Annotated in this window: 22 protein-coding genes and 1 pseudogene; 12 read left to right on the forward strand and 11 right to left on the reverse strand. The window is 57.5% G+C overall.

Annotated features, from left to right (window positions below; translation table 11 throughout):
* Positions 1-211: pseudogene (locus tag ABLU80_RS05845) on the reverse strand (hypothetical protein); the annotation flags it as partial.
* A gap of 127 nt (positions 212-338) precedes the next feature.
* Here ABLU80_RS05845 and ABLU80_RS05850 point away from each other — a divergent pair.
* Both ABLU80_RS05850 and ABLU80_RS05855 read left to right on the forward strand, forming a co-directional pair.
* Positions 339-1,454 (forward strand): YbdK family carboxylate-amine ligase, encoded by a 1,116-nt coding sequence (locus tag ABLU80_RS05850; protein ID WP_348849822.1) that lies wholly within the window; start codon positions 339-341, stop codon positions 1,452-1,454.
* Positions 1,455-1,502: 48 nt separating this feature from the next.
* The gene (locus tag ABLU80_RS05855; protein WP_015367801.1) at positions 1,503-2,231 is read left to right on the forward strand and encodes a phosphodiester glycosidase family protein; all 729 of its coding nucleotides are present in this window, start codon (positions 1,503-1,505) and stop codon (positions 2,229-2,231) included.
* A 44-nt stretch (positions 2,232-2,275) separates the two neighbouring features.
* Here the strand turns inward: ABLU80_RS05855 and ABLU80_RS05860 are convergent, their stop codons facing one another.
* Positions 2,276-4,999: a cation-transporting P-type ATPase gene (locus ABLU80_RS05860; protein WP_348849823.1), complete on the reverse strand. Its 2,724-nt coding sequence runs from the start codon at positions 4,997-4,999 to the stop codon at positions 2,276-2,278.
* Positions 5,000-5,500: 501 nt separating this feature from the next.
* On the opposite strand from ABLU80_RS05860, the gene ABLU80_RS05865 reads away from it, so the two are divergent.
* Positions 5,501-5,749: a DUF1158 domain-containing protein gene (locus ABLU80_RS05865; protein ID WP_015367805.1), complete on the forward strand. Its 249-nt coding sequence runs from the start codon at positions 5,501-5,503 to the stop codon at positions 5,747-5,749.
* Positions 5,750-5,806: 57 nt separating this feature from the next.
* On the opposite strand, the gene ABLU80_RS05870 is transcribed toward ABLU80_RS05865, so the two are convergent.
* Entirely contained in the window at positions 5,807-6,148 is a 342-nt protein-coding gene (locus ABLU80_RS05870; protein WP_015367806.1) for a RamA family antibiotic efflux transcriptional regulator, read from the reverse strand.
* A gap of 32 nt (positions 6,149-6,180) precedes the next feature.
* A complete protein-coding gene (locus ABLU80_RS05875; RefSeq protein ID WP_267984383.1) occupies positions 6,181-7,296 on the reverse strand; it encodes an MBL fold metallo-hydrolase in 1,116 nt (371 codons plus the stop codon).
* 173 nt (positions 7,297-7,469) lie between these two features.
* Between ABLU80_RS05875 and ABLU80_RS05880 the strand changes: the two genes are divergently transcribed.
* The 3 genes from ABLU80_RS05880 to nfsB all read left to right on the forward strand — a co-directional run bounded on the left by ABLU80_RS05880 (position 7,470) and on the right by nfsB (position 9,193).
* Positions 7,470-8,051 carry a TetR/AcrR family transcriptional regulator gene (locus tag ABLU80_RS05880; protein WP_015704684.1) on the forward strand — a complete coding sequence of 194 codons (582 nt, stop codon included), beginning with the start codon at positions 7,470-7,472 and terminating at the stop codon, positions 8,049-8,051.
* A complete protein-coding gene (locus tag ABLU80_RS05885) occupies positions 8,051-8,419 on the forward strand; it encodes an MmcQ/YjbR family DNA-binding protein (protein ID WP_015367809.1) in 369 nt (122 codons plus the stop codon). Before ABLU80_RS05880 ends, ABLU80_RS05885 begins: the two co-directional genes overlap by 1 nt.
* Positions 8,420-8,539: 120 nt before the next feature.
* Entirely contained in the window at positions 8,540-9,193 is a 654-nt protein-coding gene (gene nfsB / locus ABLU80_RS05890) for an oxygen-insensitive NAD(P)H nitroreductase (RefSeq protein WP_348849824.1), read from the forward strand.
* 472 nt (positions 9,194-9,665) lie between these two features.
* Here nfsB and ABLU80_RS05895 read toward each other — a convergent pair whose 3' ends face one another.
* Together ABLU80_RS05895 and ABLU80_RS05900 are read right to left on the reverse strand one after the other, a co-directional pair.
* Positions 9,666-10,703, reverse strand: a complete 1,038-nt coding sequence (locus ABLU80_RS05895; RefSeq protein ID WP_049033107.1) for a DUF2157 domain-containing protein — start codon at positions 10,701-10,703, stop codon at positions 9,666-9,668.
* A 24-nt stretch (positions 10,704-10,727) separates the two neighbouring features.
* Positions 10,728-11,597 (reverse strand): helix-turn-helix transcriptional regulator, encoded by an 870-nt coding sequence (locus ABLU80_RS05900; protein WP_020079399.1) that lies wholly within the window; start codon positions 11,595-11,597, stop codon positions 10,728-10,730.
* Between the two features lie 109 nt (positions 11,598-11,706).
* On the opposite strand from ABLU80_RS05900, the gene ABLU80_RS05905 reads away from it, so the two are divergent.
* Positions 11,707-13,134 carry an MFS transporter gene (locus tag ABLU80_RS05905; RefSeq protein WP_348849825.1) on the forward strand — a complete coding sequence of 476 codons (1,428 nt, stop codon included), beginning with the start codon at positions 11,707-11,709 and terminating at the stop codon, positions 13,132-13,134.
* Between the two features lie 77 nt (positions 13,135-13,211).
* Positions 13,212-14,456, forward strand: coding sequence for a mechanosensitive ion channel family protein (locus tag ABLU80_RS05910; RefSeq protein WP_015367814.1), 1,245 nt, complete (start codon positions 13,212-13,214; stop codon positions 14,454-14,456).
* 41 nt (positions 14,457-14,497) lie between these two features.
* On the opposite strand, the gene pheP is transcribed toward ABLU80_RS05910, so the two are convergent.
* From pheP to ABLU80_RS05925, 3 genes are all read right to left on the reverse strand, one after another.
* Positions 14,498-15,874 (reverse strand): phenylalanine transporter, encoded by a 1,377-nt coding sequence (gene pheP / locus ABLU80_RS05915; protein ID WP_047054926.1) that lies wholly within the window; start codon positions 15,872-15,874, stop codon positions 14,498-14,500.
* A 106-nt stretch (positions 15,875-15,980) separates the two neighbouring features.
* On the reverse strand, positions 15,981-17,285 hold the full coding sequence (locus ABLU80_RS05920) for an NAD(P)/FAD-dependent oxidoreductase (protein WP_047042330.1): 1,305 nt from the start codon (positions 17,283-17,285) through the stop codon (positions 15,981-15,983).
* 328 nt (positions 17,286-17,613) lie between these two features.
* Positions 17,614-19,098: an aldehyde dehydrogenase family protein gene (locus tag ABLU80_RS05925; protein ID WP_348849826.1), complete on the reverse strand. Its 1,485-nt coding sequence runs from the start codon at positions 19,096-19,098 to the stop codon at positions 17,614-17,616.
* A 158-nt stretch (positions 19,099-19,256) separates the two neighbouring features.
* Between ABLU80_RS05925 and ABLU80_RS05930 the strand changes: the two genes are divergently transcribed.
* From ABLU80_RS05930 to ABLU80_RS05945, 4 genes are all read left to right on the forward strand, one after another.
* On the forward strand, positions 19,257-20,558 hold the full coding sequence (locus tag ABLU80_RS05930) for an FAD-binding oxidoreductase (RefSeq protein WP_020079404.1): 1,302 nt from the start codon (positions 19,257-19,259) through the stop codon (positions 20,556-20,558).
* Between the two features lie 13 nt (positions 20,559-20,571).
* The gene (locus ABLU80_RS05935; protein ID WP_015704675.1) at positions 20,572-20,937 is read left to right on the forward strand and encodes a cupin domain-containing protein; all 366 of its coding nucleotides are present in this window, start codon (positions 20,572-20,574) and stop codon (positions 20,935-20,937) included.
* Between the two features lie 374 nt (positions 20,938-21,311).
* A complete protein-coding gene (locus ABLU80_RS05940; protein WP_015367825.1) occupies positions 21,312-22,811 on the forward strand; it encodes an APC family permease in 1,500 nt (499 codons plus the stop codon).
* Positions 22,789-23,382: a DUF3156 family protein gene (locus ABLU80_RS05945; RefSeq protein ID WP_047081044.1), complete on the forward strand. Its 594-nt coding sequence runs from the start codon at positions 22,789-22,791 to the stop codon at positions 23,380-23,382. Before ABLU80_RS05940 ends, ABLU80_RS05945 begins: the two co-directional genes overlap by 23 nt.
* Before the next feature lie 6 nt (positions 23,383-23,388).
* Here the strand turns inward: ABLU80_RS05945 and ABLU80_RS05950 are convergent, their stop codons facing one another.
* Positions 23,389-24,504: a class II histone deacetylase gene (locus ABLU80_RS05950; RefSeq protein ID WP_320944422.1), complete on the reverse strand. Its 1,116-nt coding sequence runs from the start codon at positions 24,502-24,504 to the stop codon at positions 23,389-23,391.
* A complete protein-coding gene (locus ABLU80_RS05955) occupies positions 24,501-25,694 on the reverse strand; it encodes an MFS transporter (RefSeq protein WP_348849827.1) in 1,194 nt (397 codons plus the stop codon). Before ABLU80_RS05955 ends, ABLU80_RS05950 begins: the two co-directional genes overlap by 4 nt.
* Positions 25,695-25,726: the final 32 nt, after the last annotated feature.

The following is a 25,726-nucleotide window of genomic DNA, read 5'->3' on the forward strand; positions in this document are numbered from 1 at the left end:
TAAGCGACAGCGCCACCGGGGATTTTGAAGCCACCAGCACCGGTGTCAGCGATACGCCACCCGCCTTCCCGGATTGCGCTGCGCTAATCCGGGCTACCAAATCGCACAGCGCTGTAGCCCCGGTAAGCGACAGCGCCACCGGGGATTTTGAAGCCACCAGCACCGGTGTCAGCGATACCCCCCCCGGCCTCCCGGATTGCGCTGCGCTCATCCGGGCTACCAAATCGCACAACTCTGTAGCCCCGGTAAGCGGCAGCGCCACCGGGGTTTTCTCATCCCGTCCGCACTCACTGCGCTTCTCCTATACTTGCAGTTTAAGCGGGGACAGGAGAAAGACGATGACGCTACCCGATTTTCACGTTTCAGCGCCTTTTACGCTTGGTATTGAGCTGGAGTTACAGGTCGTCAACCCGCCGGGATACGACCTCAGCCAGGATGCCTCCACGCTGATTGCCGATATCCAACGCGAACTGACGGCGGGAGAGGCCAAACACGACATCACCGAAAGCATGCTGGAGATAGCCACCGGCATCTGTCGCGATATCAGCCACGCCACCGCACAGCTAGGCGCCATCCATCAGGCGGTACAGCGCGCCGCTCTCCATCACCACCTACAAATCTGCGGCGGCGGTTCGCATCCTTTCCACGCCTGGCAGCGTCAACAAATCAGCGATAACCCGCGCTATGTGAAAACCGTCGAGCACTTCGGCTATCTGGCAAAGCAGGCGACGGTGTTTGGCCAGCATGTCCACGTCGGCTGTCAGAACGGCGACGACGCCATCTATTTGCTGCACGGGCTGTCACGCTTTGTACCGCACTTTATTGCCCTCAACGCCACCTCGCCGTGGTTCGACAGCACCGACAGCCGCTTCGCCTGTTCGCGTCTGAATCGTTTCTCTTCCTATCCCGATAACGGGCCGATGCCGTGGGTTGAGAACTGGCAGGCCTTTCAGCGTTTATTCCGCCGCCTGAGCTACACCAGCATGATCGACAGCATGAAGGATCTGCACTGGGATATTCGCCCGAGCCCGGTTTTCGGTACCGTCGAGGTGCGGGTGATGGATACGCCGCTGACGATAGGCCAGGCGGTGAATATCGCCGGATTTATCCAGACGCTGGCCTGTTGGCTGTTAAGCGAACGGCCGTTTAAACATCAGCCGGAGGATTACCTCCTCTACCCTTTCAACCGCTATCAGGCCTGTCGTTACGGCCTCGACGGGGTGATAACCGATGTCTGGTCCGGAGAACAACAAAGCATCCGCGCGAACATTCTACAGTTAGCCGACAGACTGGCGCCCTTTGCCCATAAGGTGCAAGCCAGCGCGGCGCTGGAATCGGTTGTGCGCCAGGCCAGGTCCACCCTCAGCGAAGCGCAGCAGATGCGCGAATTCATCGCCAACGGCGGTTCGCTGATCGGCCTGGTACAAAAGCATTGCGAGATTTGGGCGGCATAAGGAAGCGAAACGGGTATACTCGGCGCAGGATATTCAAAAGGATTGTTCATGTTATTACGCCGCCTGCTCCCTCTTGCGCTTCTTCCTTTCACCGCCTTTACCCATGCTGCCTGTACGCTCACTGACCCAACGCTGACCTTGCAAAGCTATACGGTTAATCCGCAGCAAGAGCGCATCGTGATGTACTGGCAAAAGCAAAATGGCAAAGCCTGGGGATCGCTACGCTCGCTGCTTGCGGATATCAATAAAGACGACCGCGTCCAGATGGCGATGAACGGCGGGATATACGATAAGGCCTACGAACCGCTGGGCTTGTATATCGAAAATGGCGAGCAGATAAAGCCCCTCAACCGCGCCTCCGGCGGCGGCAACTTTTTCATTCGCCCCGGCGGCGTATTCTGGCTGAAGGGCCAGCGGGCGGGAATAACGCCTATCAATAAATTTAAGCCATCGCCTGAGATAACCTACGCCGTGCAGTCCGGGCCAATGCTGATTGAAAACGGCGCCATCAACTGGCGACTGAAGCCCTCCGCCAGCTCACGCAAACTGCGCAACGGCGTCGGCATTGATAAGCAGGGACGGGTGGTATTTATGCTTAGCGAGCGCGAAACCAATTTCTACGATTTCGCCTGTTACGCACAGTCCAAACTCCACGTGCGCCAGATGCTCTACCTCGACGGCACTATCTCAAAAATGTATCAAAAGGGCGGCAGCATACCGTGGCAATACCATCCGTTCGTCACCATGATCGCGGTGGAAACCCAAAAACCTGGCTAAACGAAAATGGCGCCCGCTCTATCCTGAAGGGGCGCCATTCGGTATCAGGTAGGTTTACGCAAACGGCGGGTTAGCCGCTTCTCGACTTCGACCACCAGGAACATGGCCACGCCAATCGCCAGGGTCACGAACCAGTAGCGCAGCGGTAGTGCTTCGGTGCCGAACATGTTCTGCATCAGCGGCAAATAGATGATGACCAGCTGCATCAGCAACAAGACGCCGGTCACCAGCCAGATGCCTTTGTTGCGCAGCAATCCTTTGTTCAGGGAGAAGCTGTCGCTGCTGCGGCAGTTGATCATATAGACCCACTGGGCGGTCACCAGCATCTGCAGTAGTACGGTGCGGATGAACTCAGCGCTGTGGCCGCGCGGCGCCAGCCAGGCTTCGAGAACAAAAGCGGCGACGGCAATCATCGAACCGACAAAAGCGACGCGCCAGACGGCGAACCCATCCATTACGTGCTGGCCGGTCTTACGCGGTGGACGGTTCATCACGTTGCGCTCGGCGGCTTCAAAGGCCAGGCCGAAGGAGAGCGTGGCCGAGGTCGCCATGTTCATCCACAAAATCAGCACCGGCGTCAGCGGAATAATATTGCCCGCCAGCAGCGCAATGATGATCAACAGTCCCTGCGCGAGGTTGGTCGGCATGATGAACAGGATAGTCTTTTTCAGATTATCGTAGACGCGACGCCCCTCCTTCACCGAGCTGGCGATGGTGGCGAAGTTGTCGTCGGTGAGCACCATATCGGCGGCCTCTTTGGTCACCTCGGTCCCTTTAATGCCCATGGCGATGCCCACATCGGCCTGACGCAGCGCCGGGGCGTCGTTAACGCCGTCCCCGGTCATCCCGACCACTTCGCCGCTATCCTGCAGCGCCTTGACCAGACGCAGTTTATGCTCCGGACTGGTACGGGCGAAAATATCAAACTCCACCGCCGCCTTCGCCAGCTCGGCATCATCCATATGCTCAAGCTGATAGCCGGTCATCGCCTGGCGGCTGTTGGCGATCCCCAGCATCTGACCGATGCTCATCGCCGTCTGCGGGTGGTCGCCGGTGATCATCTTCACGCGGATCCCGGCGGTCTGGCAGGCGTGGATCGCGTCAATCGCCTCCGGACGCGGCGGATCCATCATTCCGGCGATGCCGAGGAACACCAGCCCTTCCCTCAGATCATCGTGGGTCAATGTGGCGCTGCCGACGGCTGCCTGTTTGCAGGCGGCGGCAACCATCCGTAAACCCTGGCGGGCGAAGCGCGCCATTTCGTCTTCCCAGTACTGACGGTCAAACGGCCTTGGCCCCTGCTTGCTCATCTGCTGGCCACACAGGGCGAAGATGACATCCGGCGCGCCGGTAATCAGCACCCGCTCCTCATCGCCGATCTGCTGATGGGTGGCCATATATTTGTACTGCGAGTCGAAGGGTATTTTCGCCACCAACCGGGTGGCGACCGGCGCTAACTGGGCTTTCGCCGCCAGCACCTTCAGCGCCCCTTCGGTCGGGCCGCCGGTGATCCCCCACAGGCCACGCTCGTCCTGAACGATCTGGCTGTCGTTACACAGATCGATGGTGCGCAGGTAGGTTTCCAAAACGCTGCCCGGCTGGACCACCACCGGCTCGTCGCTGCCCTCCTGGAAAATGCGCCCCTGCGGCTCATAGCTGTCGCCTTCAACGCGGTAGCAGCAGTCGGCGGTGATGACTGCTTTCACCGTCATTTCGTTCATGGTCAGAGTGCCGGTCTTGTCCGAACACACCACGGTCATCGCGCCAAGCGTTTCAACCGTCGGCAGCTTGCGGATAATTGCCCGCTTGCGCGCCATCGCCTGTACGCCGAGCGACAGGATAATCGAGATAATCGCCGGCAGGCCTTCCGGCACCGCCGCCACCGCGAGGCTAATCAGCGACAGCAGCAGCTCGCCCAGCGGGATATCGCGCAGCGCGAGGCTGAAGAAGAACAGCGCCACCATCATTGCGAGGATGATGACAAAAATCGCTTTCCCCAGCTTATCCATCTGCACCAGCAGCGGAGTACGGTGCTTTTCAATAGCCGCCATCATCTGATTGATGTGGCCTAGCTCGGTCTCTTGACCGGTAGCGGTGACCACACCGACGCCGCTGCCGGCGCTGATAGTGGTGCCGGAGAAGACCATATTGGTGCGGTCACCCAGCGGTAGCTCGCCCTGCAACGCCACAGTGGTTTTATCCACCACCGTTGATTCGCCAGTGAGAATCGCCTCTTCGACCCGTAGATTGTGGCTTTCAATCAGGCGCATATCCGCCGGGACGCGATCGCCAGCGCGCAAAATAACAATATCGCCCGGCACCAGGTCACGGGTGGGGATGGTTTCATGCTTGCCGTTTCGCTGTACGCGGGCATCGCTGGAGAGCATGTTGCGGATCCCCTGCAGCGATTTTTCGGCATTGCTCTCCTGAATATGACCGATCAACGCATTAATGACGGTAACGCCGAGAATAACCAGGGTATCGACCCAGTGGCCCATCACCGCGGTGAGCGCGGCAGCGGCCAGCAGGACGTAAATCAGGACATCGTTGAAGTGGGCAAGAAAACGCAGCCAGGCCGGTTTGCCTTTCTTTTCCGGCAGCGCGTTAGGGCCGTATGATTTCAGGCGCCCGACGGCTTCAGCGGTGCTGAGACCGTCGGCATGGCTCTTTTTTTGCGCCAGTACCGCTTCGACTGTTTGCTGATAAGCCTGCTGTGGCGCGCTGTCGCCCGAAGGCGTGATGTTGTGGGGGTTAATCATCCGGGTCAAAATTAAGTTTCCTTTTAAATTCCGTCATTCGGAAAGCCTGAAATCATTTCTGGCCAATGAATTAATGCGTTTTGCGAGCAAGATTAAATTATCCAGCCAGAATATTTATTTACTCGCAAATTAAAAAATACATGGTAAGTTGGTTCTGAAAAACAAATATTACAGGGTATTCCTAAACCATTTATAAACGAGGTGAAACATGTTTGGAATCTACCGCGGACGCCGTCTGGTGCTGTATGTCGCACTGGCAATTATTATCGCCACAATAGTGGGATATAGTACCTATACTTTTGTAAAAATGCTGGGATAATAAATGACGTTAATTTACATCACGGTGCAATTAACTTAATCACAAATATTAATCAATAAATTAACAGAGGGGTTTTAATTAATAGTATTAGAAATAATATGAATGACGTAAATTAATAAGCGGATAAAGCATATTGCGTTAACGGACTTTTTACCAGACAATATGTTTTTTAACTGACGATTAACATTATAATGAAACACCCGCTGGAAACGCTGTTATCCGCCGCCGGCATTTTGCTGTTAGCCCTGATCTCATGCTTATTGCTGCCGGCGCCCTCGCTCGGCCTGACGCTGGCGCAAAAACTGGTCACATCCTTCCACCTGATGGATCTCAACCAGCTCTATACCCTGATCTTCTGCCTGTGGTTCTTAGCGCTGGGGGTAGTTGAGTATCTGGTATTGCGCTGGATATGGCGCCGCTGGTTCTCGCTGGCAGATTAAGCCGTACGAGAGCAAAAAAAGCCCGCCGATAGAGGCGGACTGGTATGCAGCCGGCGCTCAGTGCGCACGGCTGTGGTTCTCTTTGCGATACGCGCCCGGCGGCTGATTGAAGGTACGGGTAAAAATACGGGTAAAGGTCTGCTGCGAATCAAAGCCGTATTTCAGGCAGATATCATAAACCCGCTGATCGGTATCGCGCAGGTCGCGCGCTGCCAGCAGCAGTTTACGCTCGCGAATGTAGCGCCCGAGACTTTCCCCTTTGTACTGCAAAAACAGCCGTTGCAGATGCCATTTCGAGTATCCGGCATGGCGCGCAATATCATCAATTCGCAGTGGCTGATGTAGATTGTCATCAATCCATTCCACGATAGTGTCAATCACCTGAGCGGATATATTCATATCTCTTCTCTCCTTCTGAACCACTCTGGCGGTTAGCGCCACCAGGCGTTAAATGATTGTGTCTTATCAGCGACCCACACCGGTTCGCCCAGCATTGGCGTGACTAAACGCCACTCACGTCCTTCGCTGGCTGCCGCCAGCCGCTGGTACGGATCGTCCCAGCTGTGTTTTGCCAGCACAAAGCGTCCGGCATGCCCCGGTAATACCGACCGGGCGCGTAAATCATCGGCGGCCTGCGCCGTTTCTTCCGGCATCATGTGGATGTACTTCCAGTCCTGGTCATATTGACCGTTTTCCATGATTGCCAGATCGATAGGGCCAAACTGTTCGCCAATGGCCTTAAAATGCGGGCCATAGCCGCTATCGCCGCTGTAATAAATCTTTTCCTGCGGAGTGACGAACAGGAAGCTGGCCCACAAGGTCTGGTTGCGTTTCAGCCCGCGGCCGGAGAAATGGCGAGCTGGCAGCGCATGCACGGTGAGTTCATCGCTGATTTTTATCGTCTGGTTCCAGTCCACTTCATCAATAATCGCCGCATCCATTCCCCAGTAGCGCAGATGCGAGCCGACGCCGAGCGGCGTCACCACGCGTTTAACTTTCGGCATCAGCGCCTTAATGGTGGCGTAGTCGAGATGGTCGTAGTGATCGTGGGAGATAATCAGCAGATCGATCTCCGGCATCCGCTGCGCGTTCCACGGGTAGTCGCCGGGGAAGGCCTTATTGATGAAAGAGAACGGCGCGGCGTAATCGCTAAATACTGGATCGATCAGGATGCGTTTACCCGCCAGCTGCAGATACCACGATGAGTGACCGAGCCAGACCATCACGTCTTCGCCAGAAGGTAGACCGGCAAGATCGGTATTCACCAGCGGCAACGCCTGCTGCGGGCGCGCGTTTTCTCGCTCCGTGACCAGGAAATCCCACCACGCGGCCAGCATGTTTTTCTGGCCGGTGAATCCCGGCGTCGGCAGTTGGTTATGGAACTGGCCGTCACGGTAGTTCGGCGACTGTTCGACAAGACTGAGCTGCGCACCCTGCGGCGCTTTGCCAAAACCGGCATTAAGAACAAACGGCAATGTCGTTGCTGCTGCTAATAACATAATGGCGACCACGCTAAAGGTGACACGGTTCATATCCTGACCAGACAAAAGCCCCATCCAGGGGACTTTATGATATAACTTGATTATGAGTGAGTAAGCACTCATTATTAGGAAGGAGTAGAAAATCGTCAAGACTATTTTTAATTTTTGACATCTGGCGTTGCAGTTGTGCGGTCCGCCGTGATTAGATCGAGGTTTAACTTTCAGCGAGGTAAAATGTAGTGGCTCGTCCTAAGAGTGAAGATAAAAAACAAGCGTTACTGGAAGCCGCCACGGCCGCTTTCGCCCAGTCCGGCATTGCCGCTTCAACATCGGCGATAGCCCGCAGCGCGGGGGTTGCCGAGGGAACGCTGTTTCGCTATTTCGCCACTAAAGATGAGTTGCTCAACGAGTTATACCTCGCCATTAAGATGCGCTTAGTACAGACAATGATCGCCGGGCTCAATCCTGACGAAAAACGCCCGAAAGAAAACGCGCGGAATATCTGGAACAGCTATATCGACTGGGGGATGCGTAACCCTATGGAATACCGCGCCATTCGCCGTATGGCGCTGAGCGAACGCATCACCGATGAAACGCGCATCCAGGTCAAAGAGAGTTTTCCCGAGCTGAACGAGATGTGCCAGCTGTCGGTGAAAGCGGTTTTCCTTAGCGACGCCTATCGCGCTTTCGGCGATGCCCTGTTCCTGTCGCTGGCCGAAACCACCATCGAGTTCGCCAGCCACGATCCGCAGCGCGCTCGCGAGATCATTGCCCTCGGTTTTGAGGCCATGTGGAATGCGCTACATGAGAATGAGTCGTAATGGATAACGAAGCGCTACACCATCACGCGCAGCGTATCGCGCTAACCTACCCTTTCACCGAACACTGCTGGCCGTTTGGCCCGGAGTATGACGTGTTTAAAGTCGGCGGGCGTATTTTCATGTTGACCATGACCCTTCGCGGGCGTGCCATAGTCAACCTGAAGGCCGATCCGCAAAAATCGCTGCTGAATCAGCAAATCTACCGCAGTATCGAGCCGGGTTATCACATGAACAAAAAGCACTGGATCACCGTGGTGCCGGGCGAAGATATCAGCGAGGATTTACTTGCCGAGCTTATTGACGACTCGTGGAATCTGGTGGTGGATAAGCTGGCGAAAAAAGACCAGCGCCGGCTGCGTCCCGGCTGATTTTCAAATAAATGCGATAAGTGTTATCGCATTTTTCACTCTTATCATTTCCCGCGCATCGCTGTACTCTTCCTCCCACGAAATGTGCCCGTAAGGGGCTGAAAATTGTGAGGAAGAGTCATGGATATTATCTCAGTTGCCTTAAAACGTTACTCCACTAAGGCTTTCGATCCGGCAAAAAAACTGACGTCTGAACAGGCGGAAAACCTGAAAACGCTGCTGCAATATAGCCCGTCGAGCACCAACTCTCAGCCATGGCACTTTATCGTCGCCAGCAGCGATGAAGGTAAAGCTCGCGTCGCGAAAGCAGCCAGCGGCACCTATGTGTTTAACGAACGTAAAATCCTCGACGCTTCCCACGTTGTCGTGTTCTGTGCGAAAACCGCAATGGACGATGCGTGGCTGGAAAAAGTCGTTGATCAGGAAGATGCCGATGGCCGTTTTGCCACTCCGGAAGCCAAAGCCGGTAACCACAAAGGCCGCACCTTCTTTGCCGATATGCACCGCAAAGAGCTGAAGGATGACGATCAGTGGATGGCGAAGCAGGTTTATCTTAACGTGGGCAACTTCCTGCTCGGCGTGGCGGCAATGGGTCTGGATGCGGTGCCGATCGAAGGCGTCGATTTCGCTATCCTCGACGAAGAATTTGGCCTGAAAGCGCAAGGTTATACCAGCGTGGTCGTGGTGCCGGTCGGTCATCACAGCGTGGAAGACTTCAACGCCGCGCTGCCGAAATCCCGCCTGCCGCAGTCCACCACCATCACCGAGATCTAATCTCCGCGCGCTGCCCTCCCCGGATGGCGGCGCTTTGCGCCTTATCCGGGCTACCTCCGTTACAACCGCATCAATGCTGACTGAAACTGCTGGTGTTGGTGGCCTCAAAATCGCTGAGACGTTCCCGGAAGGCCGGGGCAGCCCGCATGGATGCGGGCTGAGGGCCGTGATTTGCAAGGACGCTGCCTCGGCCCGACCCGAAGCCTGCAGGGATAAGTCGAAGGTACCACGAAGTGGCGATTTTGGCGGCCAGAGCCCGGGAGTACAGAGGGCGGTAGCGACTGGCCGCCCTCTGTGCGCTCCCTGCACCATGAGAGACATAACGCAGAAGAATTATCGGGAGCGCAATGTGCTCGGAAACAGCGCAGAACAACCGTTTTTCCAGGAGCGAAGCAATCGAAAACCGATAACAAGGGCTACGGTCCAGTACTCGGTTGGTAGCCCTGGTAAGCGTTAGCGCCACCGGGGAGGGTTACTTTTTCTCCCCCTCGCCGGCGTGCCAGATCCGCTCGGCGTAACGGCCAATCATCGCCAGCGATACCGCCAGGATCAGGAAAAACACCACCTTGTGCAGGCTGTACCAGAAGAATTCGAAGAAGCGGGTGTAGAGGTTGATGGCAAGAAACGTCAGGCCAAATCCACGCAGCATGCCATCGTCGGTTTTCAGGCTGATATAAATACAGATCGCCGCCGCCAGCGCAAACAGCAGCCCCCACGGCAGCAGTTGCGCCTGGCTCACCCCATACCAGCTATCGGAATCGTAGTTGCCGAAAATCGACAGGATCCACAGCGCGACAAACAGCCAGGTCAGCCCCATCGCCTTACTAACGGTAAACAACTGCCGCTGGCGTAATACATTTTGCATCAAGTAGCACAGCGCCAGCAGCACGCCGCCGAACAGCACGAAACGAATCGGGAAGCTCATCCCCAGCCAGTAGGCGCCCCAACCTGATATATAGCCGGTTTCCGCGCCAAACCAGTTACCTAACGCCAGCAGGAAGAACAGCCACACCAGCCCGGAGCGAGCGAAAAACCCTATCAGGCCGTAAATGGCGCAGCCGAGCAGTATTAGCGGCGCCACATAGCCGCTGCCGTCGTCCAGCCGATCGCCTAGCTGCCACAAGGCAATGGCGGTACAGACGACGCCGAGGAACAAAATCGCCTCGGTGCTGTAGTGCCACTGGGATTCGCGCCGCTGGCGGCGGAACCCCCAATAGTAAAATGCGATGGCCAGCAGCGTCGGCAGAATAATCCGCGCCACGGCGGAATCGCTGAACAGATTGATAATAGCCGCAATCAATTCAGCGTCGGCGAACAGACTCCCCAGCGCAATCAAGACGCAGGCTATCGCGGTCCAGAAGGCATAGCGGCTCAGGCGCTGCCAGTCGAAAGTACGGACAGATAGCGACGCTGACAGCCGTTGGCCGTCGCTGCTGTTCAGGACCCCCTCCTGCTGCCATTGCTCAATAGCGCGTTGAAGAATCCGCTGCTGCTTGCGGGTGACGTTCATAAGCGTTCCTTGTCCATTGCGGGCTTAGCCCTGTTGATCCAGCCAGGCCAGCGCCTGTTCTCCGGTTTCATCCAGCGGTAAATAGACCAGCAGACGCGAACCGTTGCGCGGCGCGGAATACCAGTACATTTGCTGCAGGCTAAAGCGCCCGAGCTGCGGATGGTTAAAATTTTTCACCTGGTTTTCGACGCCGCGCACCTCATAGCGCTGGTGCCATAGCGCTTCGAACTCCGCTGAAGCGGCGAAAAAGCGCGCCAGCTTATCTTCCCACTCTGGAGAACCGCGATGCTCAGCCATCGCCGCGCGAAAATAGGAAACAAAAGTCGGCAACACGTCACGATTTTCAATGCGGCTACGCCAGGCTTCGCAGGTGAGATAGAGATAGATGCAATTGCGGTCTTCTTCGGCAATCGTCGCGAAATCAACGCCCATCAGGCGGCAAAAGCTGTCATTCCAGGCGACGATATCAAAGTTCGGTTTCTGAATGCTGGCGGGCTGCGGCATCAGGCTATCAAGCATGCGTCGGGTTCCGGGACTGATCCCCTCGCAAACCGTGGCCTGCGTATTCTCCGGCGGCGTTAAGCCGGCCAGTACGAACAGATGGCGGGTTTCCAGCGGGCTGCACTGCAGCGCGCTGGCCACGCCGCTTAATACCGCCGCCGACGGATTCACCTCCCGCCCCTGCTCAAGCCAGGTGTACCAGGTCACGCCGACGTCCGCCAGCATCGCCACCTCTTCCCGGCGCAGCCCCGGCGTCCGCCGCCGCCCGACGCGCGGCAGGCCGAGTCGCTGCGGGTCAAGGCTTTCGCGGCGGGCGCGCAGAAATGCTCCCAGCTGTTTACGGCTATCATCGGGCGCGAGATTCAGCGCCTCACGTTGCAGCATTAGCGTCATTGTTCCTCCAGCATGGTAGTACCAATACCAGTATAGACAGGAACTGGTACCCGTTTAATTAATCGGAGATGCTACGGCCATCCGCTGAATGACGCAATGGAGAGATCCGATGAATTCGTCTGCTGTTTCACCCGGCCGCGCCGGATTACTGCTGTTACTGACCGGCCAGATGCTGCCGTTAATTGATACCTCGATAACCAACGTGGCGCTGGACTCGATCACCCACTCCCTCGACGCCAGCGCCACCCAACTGGAGCTTATCGTCGCGCTGTACGGCGTGGCCTTTGCCGTCTGCCTGGCGATGGGCAGCAAACTGGGCGATAACTATGGACGCCGCCGCCTGTTTCTGTGGGGGGTGGCGGTATTCGGCATCGCCTCGCTGCTATGTGGGATGGCTAACTCCATTAACGCCCTACTCGCCGCACGAACGCTGCAAGGTGCCGGCGCGGCGCTGATCGTGCCGCAAATCCTCGCCACCCTGCACGTCACCCTGAAAGGCACCGCTCACGCCCGGGCGATCAGCCTGTACGGCGGTATCGGCGGCATCGCGTTTATCGTCGGCCAGATGGGCGGCGGCTGGCTGGTCTCCGCCGATATCGCCGGGCTCGGCTGGCGCAACGCCTTCTTTATCAACGTGCCAATCTGCCTGCTGGTGTTGGCCTTTAGCCGCCGCTATGTGCCGGAAACCCGCCGCGAAATCCATTCCAGTATCGACTGGCAGGGAACTTTCAGCCTGGCGTTAATCCTCTGCTGCCTGCTGTTTCCGATGGCGCTGGGGCCGGAACTGCACTGGCCATGGGAGCTACAGCTGCTTTTGCTGGCCGTACTCCCCCTGCTCGGCTGGATGCGCCTGAGCGCGCTGCGTAAGCAGCAGCGCGGCGAGCAATCGCTGTTACCGCCACGGCTGTTGAAACTCACCAGCATCCGTTTTGGTATGGCTATCGCACTGCTGTTCTTCAGCGCCTGGTCCGGCTTTATGTTTTGTATGGCGCTGACCATGCAGGCCGGGCTTGGGATGGCGCCGTGGCAGTCCGGCAACAGTTTTATCGCTCTCGGGGTGGCCTATTTTATCTCCGCGCTGTACGCGCCAAAGCTTATCGCTCGCTACAGCATGGGACGGATTTTGCTGATCGGTCTGGCGGTGCAGATTAGCGGCCTGCTGCTGCTAAGCCTCACCTTTTATCAACTTGGCCTGCGGACCACGACGCTGGCGCTGGTGCCCTCCACCGCGCTGATCGGCTATGGTCAGGCGTTAATCGTCAACAGTTTCTATCGTATCGGGATGCGGGACATTCGCGCCTGCGATGCCGGAGCCGGTAGCGCCATCCTCAGCACCTTGCAGCAGGCGACGCTGGGGCTGGGGCCGGCCATTCTCGGCTCACTGTTCTTAACCCTGGCCAAGCGCGGCGGCGGTGACTATACGCAGGCGCTGATCGTCTTCCTGCTGGTCGAGGTGGCGATGATGCTGCTGCTGGGCGCTATTGCCCTTTGGCTGCGCCATCACCTGAACCTGCAGCCGGCGGCGACGGCGTCCTGATTCACAACTGTGTAACCTCTGATTTGCATAATAGTCATCCAGCGGTCATCATAACCGCTGGATGTACAGGAGACGTTATGCAGGAATTAATATCGCAAATCGCCGCATTAGGCATCAAAATCACCCCTACCACCTCGCTCATCATTACTTTTGGCATTATTTTTCTGACGGCGATTGTCGTTCATCTCATTCTGCACAAAGTGGTTCTACGCACCTTTGAAAAGCGGGCGCAGGCCAGCAGCCATTTATGGCTGCAGATCATTACGCAAAATAAACTCTTCCACCGCCTGGCGTTCACCCTGCAGGGGATTATCGTCAACGTTCAGGCCGTGCTCTGGCTGCAGAAAGGCAGCGAAGCGGCGGAAATCTTATCTACCTGCGCGCAATTGTGGGTCATGGTTTACGCCATGCTCTCTTTCTTCTCGCTGCTGGACGTGATTTTCAACCTGGCGCAAAAATTCCCCACCGCCTCGCAGCTGCCGCTTAAAGGTATCTTCCAGGGGATTAAGCTGGTCACGGCGATTATTATCGGCATTCTGATCATATCGCTGCTGATTGGACAATCGCCGGCGATTCTGATTAGCGGTCTTGGCGCGATGGCCGCCGTGCTGATGTTAGTGTTTAAAGACCCGATTCTTGGCCTGGTGGCCGGGATCCAGCTTTCCGCCAACGACATGCTCAAACTCGGCGACTGGCTGGAGATGCCAAAATACGGCGCCGATGGCGCGGTTATTGATATCGGCCTGACGACGGTAAAAGTGCGCAACTGGGATAACACTATCACCACCATCCCCACCTGGTCGCTGGTCTCGGATTCGTTTAAAAACTGGAGCGGGATGTCGGCCTCCGGCGGTCGTCGTATTAAGCGCAGCCTGAACATCGATACCACCAGCATCCATTTTCTTGACGAGCAGGAGCAGCAGCGGCTGATTCAGGCCAAATTGCTGAAGCCCTATATGGACTCGCGCCATCAGGAAATTAATGAGTGGAACCAACAGCACGCTAATGAACCCTCGGTGCTTAACCTGCGCAAAATGACCAATATCGGCACCTTCCGCGCCTATCTGCAGGAGTATCTGCGCAACCACCCTCGGCTACGTAAGGATATGACCATGATGGTGCGCCAGCTGGCGCCGGACGCTAACGGCCTGCCGATTGAGATCTACTGCTTCACCAATACCGTGGTGTGGGCGGAGTATGAAGGTATTCAGGCGGATATCTTCGACCATATCTTTGCGGTGGTTGACGAGTTCGGCCTGCGTATTCACCAGACGCCAACCGGCAACGACATTCGTTCACTGTCGGGCGCGCTGTCGTCATAGCATTTGTAATGTCGCCCCGCCACTCCGCGGGGCGATAAGCCTTACGCCGGGCGGCGCAGCAGTTTGAAAGCGGCAAACAGGAAGATAATCCACACCGGCAGCAGTATTGCCGACAGACGCATCCCGTCAATGGTGCACATCAGCACCAGAATCAAACCGAGAAAGGCGATACAGAAGTAGTTGCTGGCTGGCGCCAGTAACGCTTTGAACTTCGATTCACGCCCCTTACGACGCTGCGCGGCGCGAAACTTCAGGTGCGCCATACAGATCATGATCCAGTTCAGCAGCAACGTCGCCACCACCAGCGCCATCAGCAGCCCCAGCGCTTCATGCGGCAGCAGATAGTTGAGCACCACCACCAGCGAGGTAATAACGCCTGACAGCAGTAGCGAATTCACCGGCACGCCGCGTTTGCTGACGCGGGCGAGAAACTTCGGCGCATTGCCCTGTACCGACAGGCCGAACAGCATCCGGCTGTTGGAGTAGACGCCGCTGTTATAGACCGACAGCGATGCCACCAGAATGACGAAGTTCAGCGCGGAGGCCACCACGTTGCTGTCAAGATTATGGAAAATCATCACAAACGGGCTGCTATCGGATTTAATCTCTACCCACGGATAGAGCGCCAGCAGCACCACCAGCGAGCCGATATAAAACAGCAGGATACGGTAAACGACCTGGTTGACCGCTTTCGGAATGCTCTTTTCCGGGTCCTGCGCTTCCGCAGCGGTGATGCCGATAAGCTCCAGGCCGCCGAAGGAGAACATAATCACCGCAAGCGACAGCACCAGGCCATGCCAGCCAGTGGCGAGGAAACCGCCATGCTTCCACAGGTTATCAAAACCGGCTTTGCTGCCGCCGTGGCCGCCAAACAGCATCCACAGGCCAAAGGCGATCATGCCGATAATCGCCAGCACTTTTATCAGCGCGAACCAGAACTCCGCCTCGCCGTACAGGCGTACGTTGACCAGGTTGACGGCGTTAATAATGATGAAGAAAGCCGCCGCCCAAACCCAGGTGGGAACATCGGGGAGCCAGTACTGCATATAAATCCCGGCGGCAGTCAGTTCCGCCATTCCTACCAGCACGAACATCACCCAGTAGTTCCAGCCGGACAGGAAACCGGCGAACGGGCCCCAGTATTTATAGGCAAAGTGGGCAAAAGAACCGGATACCGGCTCTTCCACCACCATCTCGCCAAGCTGGCGCATAATCAGAAAAGCGACAATACCAGCCACCGCGTAGCCCAGTAATACCGCCGGGCCAGCCATTTGAATCGCGGGACCAATGCCAAGAAACAGGCCGGTCCCAATCGCGCCGCCAAGGGCGATAAGTTGAATATGTCGGTTCTGTAAACCGCGATGAAGCGTCGGGCCGCTCTCTTCTACGGCATCCGACGACGTTGACGCGTCTTTCACGTCGTTCCCCTGTGTGTTTTTGTGAAGGGGCACCTTTTATCACTTAGGGGGGATTGTCGCAAGTTGCACGGGGCACCGGGCCCCATGGCGGACTAAAAAACCACGATCAATGCAGCTTCAGGCGCGGGCGAATAATCCGGTTAATCCCGCCGGACAACATCATCAGGCCGGTTTTAAAATAACCGTGCAGCGTCACCTGGTGCATCCGATACAGCGAATCGTAAACCATCCGCGCAATACGGCCTTCGACCATCATCGGGCCGATCGGTAGATGCCCCATGATGCTGCCAAAGGTCGTGTAGCCGGAGAGCGAAACCAGCGAACCGCGATCGCGATAGGAGAACGATTTCAACTTATGCCCCTTCATCCGGGCGATAATATTGTCGGCAGTGAAGAGCGCCATTTGATGCGCCGCCTGGCCACGCGGTGGAATAAATCCACCTTCCGGACGCGGGCACGCAGCGCAGTCGCCGAAAGCAAAAATATCAGCGTCACGCGTGGTTTGCAGCGTCGGGGTCACCACCAGTTGATTAATACGGTTGGTCTCCAGCCCGGCAATATCCTTCATGAAGTCCGGCGCTTTTATCCCCGCCGCCCAGACGATTAAACTCGCCTCGATAAACTGGCCATCTTTGGTATGCAGGCCGCCTTCTTCAACGCCGGTGATCATGGTATTGGTCATCACATTCACGCCAAGTTGGGTCAGCTTTTCGTGCACAGCGCTGGAAATCCGTTTTGGCAGCGCAGGTAAAATACCGTCGCCGGCTTCTATCAGGCTGACATTTAACGCTTCGTTGGTCAGATCTTTATAACCGTAGCTACGCAGTTCTTTCACCGCATTATGTAATTCGGCAGATAATTCAACCCCGGTAGCGCCCCCGCCAACAATGGCAATATTGACCTTACCTGACGTCTGAGGGTCGGCAGAATAGCGCAGAAATTGGTTCAGCATTTGCTGATGAAATACTTTTGCCTGCTCAGAACTGTCGAGAAAAATACAGTGCTCTTTAACACCCGGCGTATTGAAATCATTGGAAGTACTGCCCAGCGCCATTACCAGAGTGTCCCAACATAATTTACGCTCCGGCACCAACACCTCGCCTTGTTCATCCCGCAGCGCGGCGATAGTAATCGTTTTATTCTGCCGATCGATATCCATTACCGAACCGTGCTGGAAGGAAAAGTGGTGTTTGCTGGCATGGGCAAGAAAGCTTAACGCATCCACGCCTTCATCCAGCGAACCGGTGGCGACTTCGTGCAGCAGCGGCTTCCACAGATGGCTCTGGCTGCGGTCGACAAGGGTGATATTCGCTTTCCCTCGGCGCCCTAATTTACGTCCCAGTTGGGTCGCTAGCTCCAGCCCACCGGCGCCGCCGCCGACAATAACGATCTCTTTTAATGGCGTAGTCAATGTGACCTCCAAAATAATTAATTAAATGTTAATTAAAAACACTCTAAATAATTTTTAGTTAACAATAATCCAAACAATAAAATGCCAGACATCCATTAGATGATGACGCGGTGCATATTGGTAATCGCAAATTTAATTGGCGGCAATTTTTAATCGGGATATTATTGTACAAGTTTCCGGGTAATTTTCCTGCACGTATATTCGAGGTAAACAAAAAGGCCACCAAATTATTATTTGGCGGCCTGGTGGTGGATTAGATAATAATAACCAGCAAGTCTTATGTTTCACTAATTAATGGTGATTAGCGGCATTCCGGTATTCCTGTGGTTTAATAACGCATCATCACCGATTTAAGTTCAGTATAATCATCAATAAACGCGCTACCAAACTCACGGCCAATACCCGATCCTTTCATGCCGCCGAACGGCACCGCCGGGTCGAGGAAGGTATGCATATTGACCCAGACAATCCCGGCGTCAATGGCCTGAGAATAGCGCAGCGCCTGGCGGATATTATCCGACCAGACGCTGGCCGCCAGTCCATACGGCGAAGCATTAATTCGGGCCAGCGCCTCTTCTTCACTGCGATAGCCAATAAAGCTGCATACCGGGCCGAAGGTCTCCTCGCGCATCAGGGTGCTCTCTTCGCTGCGCACCTTAACCGCCGTCGGCTGCAGGAAATAGCCCTCGCCGGGCAGCGCTTCGCCGCCGCAGACGATGGTATCCCCCTCTTCGCGTGCGGTCTGAATGAGCCGCAAGACCTTGTCATACTGCTGGCGGTTGGCCAGCGGCCCCATCAGCGTTTGTTCATCCAGCGGCGACCCCGGCGCGAAAGCGCTGAGCCTGTCTTTCAGCAGCGCCAGCACCGCATCCAGTTTGCCCTGCGGCAGATAAAAGCGCTCAGCGGCGGCGCAAATCTGCCCCTGGTTGAGGTAACCGGCTTCGATAATGCCGTTCACCATGGCCTCCGGCGTCAGGTCATCGAGAAACAGCGCGGCGTTTTTACCGCCCAGCTCCAGCGTAACCCGTTTACCTGACGCACTGGCCGACTGCTGGACTTTTTCCCCGGTCGCCACCGAGCCGGTGAAGCTCACCTTGGCGCAGGCCGGATGCGTGATAAGGCGTTGGGCAATTTCGCCGCCGGCGCCGTTGACCACGTTAATGACGCCATCCGGGATACCTACCGCTTTCGCTAGTTCCGCCACCCGCAGCAGCGTCAGCGGCGTATACTCGCTCGGCTTGAGGACGATAGTGCAGCCGCAGACCAGCGCCGCCGCCAGCTTCCAGATGGCAATCATAATCGAGAAGTTCCACGGTACGATGCCGACCACCACGCCCAACGGCTGGCGGCGGGTAAAGGCGGTATATTTCTCCCCGGCCATCGACGGCAGCGAGACATCCAGGGTTTCGCCGGTGATTTTCCCCGCCCAGCCGGCGAAGTAGCGCAAAAACGCCACCGACTGATCCAGCTCGAGCATTCGCGCCAGCATGATGGTTTTACCGGAGCAGAGACTTTCCAGCTGCGCCAGCTCTTCGCGATGCTCTGCCAGCGTGTCCGCCAGCTTTAGTAGCAGCGCGCCGCGCGCCAGCGTCGGCATCTCGCGCCACTGATTAAACGCCTGGCGGGCGCTTTCCATGGCACGGTCCGCCTGGCCGACATCCGCCGCCGTGATTTCGGCAATCGCCTCTCCGGTCGCCGGGTTTATCACCGCGAACGGCGCGCCGTGGCCCGCCTGTCGATGACCGGCAATAAACTGCCCGTGCGGCTGGCGTAAAAAGGCGGTCACTTCCGCCAGTAAGGTTATTTCGCTCATCGTCAGCACCCGTTTTTCAGCAAAGTTAGCCCATCACAGCACGGTTGCGCCGCGCCGCCCATCGTTCTAAAGAACGTCATTCTTCCGGACGATATTCAACGCCCGCGCGGCGTGCTGTGATGAGGACATTGAGCCAGGCAAGACGACAGGGTAACGCGATGAATATTAAAATCGATGCGCTGAACTACTACGGCGCGACGAAGAAATACCAGCTCCATTTTCCGGCGCTGCGGGAAGATATCGAAGCCGATGTGGTGATTATCGGCGGCGGCTTTTCCGGCATTAACACCGCGCTGGAACTGGCGGAACAGGGGATCACCAACGTGGTGGTGCTGGAAGCGCGCCATCTTGGCTATGGCGGCACCGGGCGCAACGGCGGCCAGGTGATGGCCGGGATCGGTCACGATATCGAAGCGGTGAAAAAACACGTCGGCAAAGAGGGGCTGGAAACGCTGTTTAAAATCGCCAATCTCGGCGCAGGCATCATTCGCGAACGCATCCGTAAATACAACATCGACGCCGATTTCGTCCCCGGCTACGGCTACCTGGCCTATAACCAGCGGCAGCTTAAAACGCTGCGCCAGTGGGAAAAGGAGTTTAAAGCCGCTACCCCGGATGAAGAGATTGAACTGTATACCGGGAAAGAGGTACAGCAGGTGGTCGGCTCCGAGGTCTACTGCGGCGCGCTGAAACATATGGGCGGCGGGCAGATCCATTCACTCAATATGCTGCTTGGTTCGGCACAGGCCGCGCATTCTCTGGGGGTGAAAATTTTCGAATCCTCACCGGTGGTGGAGGTGAATTACGGCAAACAGGTGCAGGTGCGCACCGCGATGGGCAGCGTTAAAGCCGCCAAACTGCTGTGGGCCTGCGACAGCTTCCTCAACAATATGGAGCCGGAGATCTACAACAAAACGCTGGTCACCTACTCTTATCAGGTATCGACCGAGCCGCTCTCCGATGAACTGATCGAGCGCATCAGCCCGCTGCGCGGCGCCTTCAGCGATATTCGCCCGGTGATTAACTACTATCGCGTCACTCGTGAAAACCGCCTGCTGTTTGGTAGCGCCACCCGCTTCCTGGAGTATACGCCGAACGATTTCGCCGCCTGGAATCGTACGCTGCTGGCGGAGGTCTTCCCGTACCTTAAAGATGTGAAGATCGATTTCGCCTGGGGCGGGCCGATGGCCTGCAGCGCCAACCTGTTCCCGCAGATTGGCACCTTACGCGACCATAACAACGTCTTTTATGTCCAGGGGTACTCCGGCTTCGGCGTCACCCCCTCGCACATCGTGTGCAAAATCCTCGCCGAAGGGATCAATGGCGGTTCCGACCGCTATCGTCTGCTAAGCAGCATTCCCCACGCGACCATCCACGGCCGTGACAGCCTGCGCTTGCTATTAGTCACCGCCGGAAAACTGATGCATCAAACCGCCGGTTTCTGGAAAGGCCGGAGTTAATCAGGAGAACGCTATGCACGCTTTTAAACTCAAACACCCGGTACCTGAACTGCAGCCGATCGGCAGCGTCAGCCTGCTCGGCGCGACGCCGACCGTCGGCGACCCGCAGGTGGCCGGGGCGATGATCTACGGCGAGCCGCAGGACGCCTTTACCTGCGGACTGTTTTCGTCCACCGAAGGGAGCTTTACCATGACCTATCCGTTTACCGAACACGCCACCGTGCTGGAGGGCGAAGTTGAACTGACCGTCGCCGGCGGCGAGCCGCAGCGCTTCGCGCCGGGGGACAGCTGGTTTGTCAAACAGGGTACCGAAGTGGAATGGAAAATCCTCACCCCACGTTTCGTCAAACACTATCTGGCGAACGTCGAGACGCGCTAACACGCTGATAATGCCCGGCGGCGCATTACGCCTTCGCCGGGCTACCAAATCGCACAGCGCTGTAGCCCCGGTAAGCGGCAGCGCCACCGGGGATTTTGAGGCCAAATTAAAGGCAGGCCGCACGGACCGTAGGCCGGGTAAGGCGCTAGCCGCCACCCGGCAGAAATACGCGCAACGTGGCAAGACAGATGGCCCCGCTTTCCGGGGCTATTTTATTTATCAACCGCCACATTCATGGCCCAGGTCACAGATTCACCCGTTGCTCTCCACCTTCCGGACGATATTCGTTGAGCAGGATGCCCGCCTAAATTATGACTATCCGGGAGTGGCGCTGGCTATTCCCTGCCCTCCCCTACATTGTGCAGAGGTTGACTATGTTTAGTAACAGACTCGCCAGCCATCTTGAACGCGGCGTCGTCGGCTTTCCGACGACCCTCGCCAGCTCGGTTGGGCTGATTATGGCAAGCCCGGTGATCCTGACGGTCACCAGCGGATTCGGCATGGGCGGCGACACCTTCGCGCTGGCGGTACTGCTGGCTTTTATTATGATGCAGGCGCAGGTCACTACCTTCGCTGAAGCCGCGACGTTAATCCCCACCACCGGTTCGGTGTACGACTATATCTCCTGCGGTATGGGCCGCTTCTTCGCCATTACCGGCGCGCTGTGCGCCTATCTTATCGTCCATATCTTCGCCGGCACCGCGGAGACCATTCTCGCCGGCATTATGGCGCTGGTGAACTTCGAATCGGTCAACGCGCAGATGGCCGCCCATCAAAACACCTGGATGGTCGGCGTCGGTATGGTGGTCATTTTCGGCCTGCTGAACGCCATTGGCGTGGAAATTTTCGGCAAGGTCGAAGTGGTGCTCACCTTTGGCATGTGGACGACGCTGACCATTTTCGGCCTGTGCGGCATTTTTATGGCGCCGGTGACTCACCTTTCCGGCTGGTTCGGCACGCCGCTGAACGTTAGCGATATCTCCGGCCTGTTCGGCTATATCGGCATGGCGATGTTTATGTTCGTCGGCTGCGAACTGGTGACGCCGATGGCGCCGGAAATCAAAAAAGCCCACCGCACCATTCCGCGGGCGATGGCGCTGGGTTTACTGGGCGTCGCCAGCTGCATGTTTATCTACGGCGCGGCGATTAACCGCCAGGTGGAAAACGTGGTGGTCGATGCGGCGAATAACATCCATCTGCTGGACACGCCGATGGCGATCCCGGCCTTCGCCGAGCGGGTGATGGGCCACGCCGGCCAGTACTGGCTCGGGGTCGGCCTGCTGCTGGCGGGCTGCGCCACAATTAATACCTTGATGGCCGCAGTGCCACGTATTATTTACGGTATGGCGCTGGACGGCGCGCTGCCGCGTTTTCTTACCTGGCTGCATCCGCGCTTCAAAACACCGGTGATCGCGATTGCCATCGGCGTGGCCATCCCCTGCCTGCACGCCTGGTACCTGAACGGCGATCTGGACCGCATCGTGCCGCTGATCCTCGCCGCGGTCTGCGCCTGGGGCGTAGCCTATCTGCTGGTCACCCTGTCGGTGGTGATGCTGCGCATTCGCCGCCCGGACCTGCCGCGCGCCTACCGCTCGCCGTGGTTTCCGCTACCGCAGATTATCTCCAGCGTCGGAATTATCATCGCGATCGTGAATATTACCCCACCGGGAATGGACAGCCGCGAGGTGCTGGTGCCGTTCGGGATTATGCTCGGCCTGACCGCTGCCTATGCCCTGTTCTGGACGCTGTGCGTACAGCGCGTTAATCCGTTCAAGCCGCTGGAGGTGGAAGAGGTGGTCGAGCGCGCTATCGGCAATTACGAGAAACAGACCCGCGGGGAGATGACGCCTGATGTCCTCCGTCCCCTGGTATGAAACGCCATTAATGAACGCGGTGCAGCGCGACTTAGCGGGCTGGCCGAGCGAAAAACTGAGCGAAAGCAGCGCGATGTTGCGGCTAAACGACGTCACCGCCGTCACCTTCAGCGTGCGCCAGAAGCGGCTATTTATGGCCAGCATTCACAGCTGCGAGTTTGTCGTCGAGGGGCCGGTTACCCGGCCCGCTCGCGGCAAGATCCGCGCCCACCAATCCGGCTGGCTGAAACGTCAGCCCATCCGCTTTATCGGCAGTAAAGAGAGCGCGGAACTCGCCGGCTATCTCAACGGTTTTCCTAATCTCCAGCAGACCTTAAGCGAGCTGGACTACCGCCGCTTTTCGTTGACCTTTGACGATAGCGGCTGGCGCTGCCGCATTGAACCCTGGGCCGCCAGCGAAGTGGTCTGTAAAATGCCGCCGCTGCGCCGTTATCTGAAGCTCGAAGCGCAGCAGCGGATGCTGCTGCTCAGCGTACTGGCGATGATTAATCAGGCGATAAGTCAGTGGATGCGCGGTGAAATCGCAGAAGAGAAAGCATTGACTTCCCCGCCATCACAGCGGGGAAGCTGAGGCGTTTTATAGCAAACCGAACTGCTGCGCCAGCCGATCGATGGCCTGGCGCTGGAACTGCGCGAACGCGGCGCGCGGCTGCTGCTGCTGAATAAATTCCAGCAGCGGATCCTGAACCCCGGTGCGCACCCCGCTCAGCGTTTCCATCACTGCCAGGCCGCAAAACGGCACGTAGGACTCGGCGTAGCCGCCTTCATGCACCATCACCAGTTTCCCGCCGCATAGTCGATCCGCCGCCTGCTGGACCTGTTCGGTCATCGCGCGAAAGCTGTCGCTATGTAGCTGCATCCGCGCTAATGGATCCATCGCGTTGGCGTCATAGCCGCAGGCGACAATGATCAACTCCGGTTCAAAACGCGCCAGCGCGGGAATGACGATAGTTTCCAGCGCATAGCGCCAGCTGTCGTCGCCCGCCCCGGCCAGCAGCGGAATATTGATGTTGTAACCTTCGCCCGCGCCAACACCGCGATCGTCCTCCCCGGAGTAGCCCGGCGGGAAGCAGCCATCCTGATGCAATGAGATAGTCAGCACGTCATCGCGCTGCAGATAGATATGCTGCGTACCGTTACCGTGGTGAACGTCCCAGTCAATAATCGCTACCTTGCCGAGCCCCAGCAACGCTTTCGCCCGTTCAACGGCAATGGGAATATTGGCGAGGAAACAAAACCCCATCGACTGGTCCGGCAGGCAGTGATGTCCGGGCGGCCGCGACAGCGAATAGGCGTTATCCAGCTCCCCTTTCAACACCGCTTCCACGGCGGCGCAGGCCAGTCCGGCGGAAAGAGAGGCGATTTCATAACTCCCCGGCCCCAGCGGCGCCTCTTTGCCGAGCATGCCGCCGCCGTTATCGCTGATTGACTTAAAACGCTCAAGATAGCTATCGGGATGGATCCGCCGCAGGTCCTCAAGGCTCGCCGCCGCCGCGCTGCGTAGTTCCAGCTGCGGCGTCAGCCCGGAGACGTCCATCAGGTTTTTCATCCGCCGTTTGGTCTCCGGCGACTCGGCATGGCCGCCGCCGGCCGGCGGCTGCACCCAACCACCGACCGGCAGCGTTACCGCGTGCAGGCCGGTACTGTGCCAGAAACAACGTTCATCAAAGAAGAAACCGGTTTTTCTTTTCACTCTATCCTCCCGTTGGCTAAACCTTTTCCGGCGGACGACGCCGCCACAATCAAAATCAGCGACAGCAGCGCGCAGGCGCCTGCCGCCGCCAGCAGCGGATTGGCGCTGGCGAAGTGTTGCAGTAAGGCCCCCGCGAGCGCCGGACCGGCGGCCATTCCGCCGCCGATCACCAGATTGATGCTGTTCATCAACCGGCCGTTATTATCGAGCGCGGCCACGCGAGCGAGGATAAAGGGCAGCACGAATGTCCAGGTGAACTTAAACAGCAGCGCCGCAATGGCGTAACGCACTAGCAGCGGATGGCCCGTCAGTAACAGCACGCTGGCGATCAGCAGCGCGTATCCCAGCCACACCGCCAGCCGGTCCGGACGTTGGGTACCGCGCAGCGCCGCGCCGCCGGCGCCGATAATGCCGAACACCGTCGCCGCCGCCAGCACCAGACCGACCTGTGTCGGACTCAACCCCGCCCCGCTGCCGATGGTGCCGATAAAGGTCCATACCGCGCTGAGGCTGATATAGAAGGTGAGAACTGCGAGCACCGCCAGCGCCTTTCGCCACGACGCCGCAGGCGGCTGGCGATGGGAAGCCGATCGCGCTTGAAAACACGACGGGAAGGCGGAAACCAGCGGCAAACAGCAGAGCATGATGGCGGCGAGAATCAGATAAACAACCTTCAGGCCAAAGGTCACGAACAGGCCGGGCAACACCAGCAGGCCAAGCATGCCTAACAGCAGCTGCCCCAGTACCCAGAATGCGTACACCCGCGATGGATTCGGCGTTCCCGCCGCGCAGCTGATGCACAAAATCATTAGCGTGCCGCCCGCCAGGGAAGCAATAAAGCGTACCGCCAGCAGCGACGCATACTGAGTTACCACCGCCGAAGCAAGGTTAGCGAGCAGAAATACCGCGCAGGCGACGAGTGCCACCCGCCGCCAGTCGAGGCGGTTCATCCACCACCACGCCGGGAGCGTCGCCAGGCTCATCGCGCCGAGCTCCGCCGAAAATAGCCAGCCGATCTGTCCTGGTTTAAGGTGCCATTCGCTGGCCAGCTGCGCCGCCACCGCCGGCGCGGTCATTAAAATCCCCGGCGCAATGGCGGCGAAAATAACAATCGCCGCCAGCAAACGCAGCGACACCACCAGCCCGTCAGGCCGGGAAAGGGTATTTTCAGAAAGAGGTGTACTCGACATCGTAGGGCGTGCTCCAGTCAAAAAAGCCTCCC

It is taken from the genome of Klebsiella sp. CN_Kp104, assembly GCF_040064515.1.
Taxonomy (GTDB): Bacteria; Pseudomonadota; Gammaproteobacteria; order Enterobacterales; family Enterobacteriaceae; genus Klebsiella; species Klebsiella aerogenes.

What these genes read in the sequence shown, in the direction of transcription:
- ABLU80_RS05850 (WP_348849822.1), top strand. Translation starts at nt 339, where the DNA reads ATGACGCTACCCGATTTTCACGTTTCAGCGCCTTTTACGCTTGGTATT.
- ABLU80_RS05855 (WP_015367801.1), top strand. Translation starts at nt 1,503, where the DNA reads ATGTTATTACGCCGCCTGCTCCCTCTTGCGCTTCTTCCTTTCACCGCC.
- ABLU80_RS05865 (WP_015367805.1), top strand. Translation starts at nt 5,501, where the DNA reads ATGAAACACCCGCTGGAAACGCTGTTATCCGCCGCCGGCATTTTGCTG.
- ABLU80_RS05870 (WP_015367806.1), bottom strand. Translation starts at nt 6,148, where the DNA reads ATGAATATATCCGCTCAGGTGATTGACACTATCGTGGAATGGATTGAT.
- ABLU80_RS05885 (WP_015367809.1), top strand. Translation starts at nt 8,051, where the DNA reads ATGGATAACGAAGCGCTACACCATCACGCGCAGCGTATCGCGCTAACC.
- nfsB (WP_348849824.1), top strand. Translation starts at nt 8,540, where the DNA reads ATGGATATTATCTCAGTTGCCTTAAAACGTTACTCCACTAAGGCTTTC.
- ABLU80_RS05895 (WP_049033107.1), bottom strand. Translation starts at nt 10,703, where the DNA reads ATGAACGTCACCCGCAAGCAGCAGCGGATTCTTCAACGCGCTATTGAG.
- ABLU80_RS05900 (WP_020079399.1), bottom strand. Translation starts at nt 11,597, where the DNA reads ATGACGCTAATGCTGCAACGTGAGGCGCTGAATCTCGCGCCCGATGAT.
- ABLU80_RS05905 (WP_348849825.1), top strand. Translation starts at nt 11,707, where the DNA reads ATGAATTCGTCTGCTGTTTCACCCGGCCGCGCCGGATTACTGCTGTTA.
- ABLU80_RS05910 (WP_015367814.1), top strand. Translation starts at nt 13,212, where the DNA reads ATGCAGGAATTAATATCGCAAATCGCCGCATTAGGCATCAAAATCACC.
- ABLU80_RS05925 (WP_348849826.1), bottom strand. Translation starts at nt 19,098, where the DNA reads ATGAGCGAAATAACCTTACTGGCGGAAGTGACCGCCTTTTTACGCCAG.
- ABLU80_RS05930 (WP_020079404.1), top strand. Translation starts at nt 19,257, where the DNA reads ATGAATATTAAAATCGATGCGCTGAACTACTACGGCGCGACGAAGAAA.
- ABLU80_RS05935 (WP_015704675.1), top strand. Translation starts at nt 20,572, where the DNA reads ATGCACGCTTTTAAACTCAAACACCCGGTACCTGAACTGCAGCCGATC.
- ABLU80_RS05940 (WP_015367825.1), top strand. Translation starts at nt 21,312, where the DNA reads ATGTTTAGTAACAGACTCGCCAGCCATCTTGAACGCGGCGTCGTCGGC.
- ABLU80_RS05945 (WP_047081044.1), top strand. Translation starts at nt 22,789, where the DNA reads ATGTCCTCCGTCCCCTGGTATGAAACGCCATTAATGAACGCGGTGCAG.
- ABLU80_RS05955 (WP_348849827.1), bottom strand. Translation starts at nt 25,694, where the DNA reads ATGTCGAGTACACCTCTTTCTGAAAATACCCTTTCCCGGCCTGACGGG.